A 2,991-nucleotide genomic window follows, 5' to 3' on the forward strand; every position below is an offset into this window, starting at 1 on the left:
ACGCAGGCTCGGCGGGCTCGGCCGCGGACTCGGCGGGCTCGGCCGCGGACTCGGCGGGCTCGGTCTCGGCGGAGGCCTCGACGACCGGGGCGGCCCGGGTGGCCGGGGCGGCCGGGGCGGCCTCGGTCGTCCCGGGGACCGGCTGGAGCTCTTCGGGATGCGTCATATCTGGGCCGCCGGAATCGCGAGTCGGTTGAGTTGGGCCTCGAGGATCGCCGCCGCGCCCCGCTGGTCGAGCGGCGCGGTCCCCTCGGCGTCGAGAGAGACGAGCAGATCGCCCACGGCCGCCTCGCAGCCCATCGAGTCGAGGGGATCGCCCGGCCTCGTCGGCAGCAGGTAGCAGTGGGCCTCCGGGTGGCCGGGGATGCTCGGCCCGGCGCGGAGGGCGTTGGTGGCGTCGGCAAGCTCCTTGCCGACCTGCGACCAGCCCTTGGCCGTGTGCTGGTTCTCCTGCAGCAGGGTGATCTCCACGACCTGCGAGCTGCTGTCCGAGTACGTGCGCAGGCCGTAGCCGAGGACGTGCGCGAGATCCAGCTCGTTCTTCAACTGCTGCCGCTCACCGGAGCTCAGGAACGCGAAGCTCTTGGTGTACATCGCCTCGTACTGGCTCGGGGTGAGCACGCTGTCGTCCCCGAGCCCCATGTCGTCCGGGCCGTACTGGTATCCGGCCGGGATCGGCAGCAGCAGGTCGCCGAGCGAACCGTAGTGGTCGCCGTCCGAGTGCGCGCCGAAGCTCGGCGTCGCCGCCCGAGCGGCGGCGGTCGCCGGCTTCGCGGCGGCGGGCGAGCGCAGCCCGAGCCCGACGAAGGCGCCGACGCCCACGGCGGACAGGACGAAGGCGAGTCCGAGCGCACCGACGGTCAGGCGCCGCCCCGACGACGCGGGCGTCGGCGCAGGCGTCCGGTCGTCCTGCTGGTCCCGATGGTCCTGCTGGTCCGGCTGGTCCGGCAGGTCCGGCAGGTCGGGCTGGATGAGTGGCTGGTCGGTCACAGTCGCTCCAACTGACTCTGCAGCAGGTCCATCAGCGGCTTCCTGTCGATCTGGTGCGGCGAGTGGACGTAGATCACCACCACGATGTCCCCGTGGCGGGCCATCCCGTAGCCCCGGTAGTAGGTGCCGCCGTCCGGGTTCTGCAGCTGCTTCGGACCGGCCCAGACGCCGCCCGTGATCGCGCTGTCGGGCATCTGCGCGTAGTAGTTCGAGCCCCCCACGTCGTCCAGGGCGTACGAGGACTGGTCGTCGACGTAGGCCGACGGCGCGTCTCCCTCGTCGTGCCGGTACTGGACCAGCTCGACCTCGTACGAGTCGGCGCCCCGCATCCAACTGGTCACCGCGACGCGGCGGATCCCGTGGGACAGCTGGTAGCGCATGGCGGCGTCGGGCTTGGTGAACTCCTCGAAGAAGTCCGTGATCGAGAGCCAGCCACCCGTCCCCGGCGGCGTGGACCAGGGCTTGGTGCCCGACGGGGCGGGCACCAGCAGCTGGGTGAGGTCGCCGTCGGTCTTGACCATGTCGTCCTCGGCGGCGGTCAACGCCGGGGCGCTGCGGTGGGCGGACGGGTACTGCGGCTGTGCGACGGCGAGCGGCGGCAGGGGTGTGGGCTTGCGCGCGGCCTGGACGGCGTAGCCGGTGCCGGCGCCGCCGAGGATGCCGAGGGCGACGGCCGCGGCCATGATCTTCGCGGTCCGGCCCCGCGGCCGCGGCTTCGCCGCCTCCGTCGCGGGTTCCGGCGTCAGCTCTACAGGGGTACTCATGCTTCCTCCAGGTCCCTTGTCAGCTGCCGGAGCCGAGGCGCTGCTCCTGGCGCCGCATCAGCGGCGTAAGGAGGGAGTGGTTCAGGGCGCCGGTGCCGGAGATGACGATCTCGTACTCGACGTCGCCGACGTGGGAGACGCCGATCAGCGTGCCGGTCCCGTCGCTCTCGGACGGGTCGATCGCCTGGCCCTTGGCATTCGAGACCCCGGAGACGTCGAAGCTGTCGCCGTGGGCGTAGGACAGGCCGCTCACCCACTCGGAGGCGCTTCCCGCGCTGCCGAAGTGGATCAGGTGGACCGCCACGGTGTAGAGCCCGTCGTTGGTCCGGTAGGTGCGGGTGGCCCCGCCGGTGCAGCCGTAGTCGTGCAGGATCTGCTTGCTCGTCGACGAGTTGCTCATCGCGTTCGCGATGTCCGAGACGCTCTCCGTGGTGCCGTCCGGATCGCCGTAGGCCTCGGCGTCGTCCGGGACGGGAAGCAGAAAGAAGCGCAGGTCGCCGCTGTGGGACGTGCCGTGGACGTAACCCTTGACGGTCGAGCTCGGGCTCGGCGACGGGGTGGCGGGAAGCGTCGGCAGCACCGCTGCCGCGGAAGGGGAGGCCGACGCGGACGCGCTGGTCCGTGCCGCGGCCACGGCGGCGGCACCGCCACCGGTGTTCGCCACGATCGCGGCCGAGCCCCCTGCGATGGCGAGCCAGATCGCCGCCCCCACGGCGACCTTGCCCCCCGTACGGCGCCGAACCGGCGACGTGGCCTGCTCGTCGGATATGTCTTCAGATTCCACGGTTCCTCCAGGGAACAGTCCCCGAGGAACGGGAGTATCCGGGCATGAGAAATTCCCCCACAGTGCACGATGTATGACGCAGGGCGGCGCGCGAACCACTCAGCGCATGGCCTGCGAGCTGCGAGTATGCCGGTCCTGGCAGGAGTCGCCAAAGTTGTTTATGCGATTGATATCTGCTGGTCGGTCACATCGCCCGAAATCCTGAAATCCCGGCCCGGGCAGCCCAGATGACCGCTGCGTTCTCGTCGGCAGGCCGCGCCCCGTCGACGACCAGCGCGCACTGGTCGCGCAGCGGTTCGATGTGGCACAGGAAGGCGTCGCGGCGCGCCTCGGTGTAGTTGCGCAGCAGCACGTCCAGGGGGAAATCGCCCTGGACGCACTTGCGCCGGATCTTGCGGACCAGCCGCAGGTCCGCGTCGAGGTCCACGAACACGTCCAGGCGTCCGGCCGGCA

Annotated in this window: 3 protein-coding genes and 1 pseudogene; all 4 read right to left on the reverse strand. The window is 71.2% G+C overall.

Annotation, left to right across the window (positions count from 1 at the left end; all coding sequences use genetic code 11):
* Window positions 1-162: 162 nt before the first annotated feature.
* Window positions 163-990 (reverse strand): hypothetical protein, encoded by an 828-nt coding sequence (locus TR48_RS38850; RefSeq protein ID WP_052442653.1) that lies wholly within the window; start codon window positions 988-990, stop codon window positions 163-165.
* Window positions 987-1,754, reverse strand: a complete 768-nt coding sequence (locus TR48_RS13710) for a hypothetical protein (RefSeq protein WP_052442654.1) — start codon at window positions 1,752-1,754, stop codon at window positions 987-989. The genes TR48_RS38850 and TR48_RS13710 overlap by 4 nt, the downstream gene beginning before the upstream one ends.
* A 19-nt stretch (window positions 1,755-1,773) precedes the next feature.
* Window positions 1,774-2,538, reverse strand: a complete 765-nt coding sequence (locus tag TR48_RS13715; RefSeq protein ID WP_152627953.1) for a hypothetical protein — start codon at window positions 2,536-2,538, stop codon at window positions 1,774-1,776.
* A 184-nt stretch (window positions 2,539-2,722) separates the two neighbouring features.
* Window positions 2,723-2,991, reverse strand: a pseudogene (locus TR48_RS13720) (hypothetical protein); the annotation flags it as partial.

Source organism: Streptacidiphilus neutrinimicus (assembly GCF_000787815.1).
GTDB classification, from domain to species: Bacteria; Actinomycetota; Actinomycetes; order Streptomycetales; family Streptomycetaceae; genus Streptacidiphilus; species Streptacidiphilus neutrinimicus.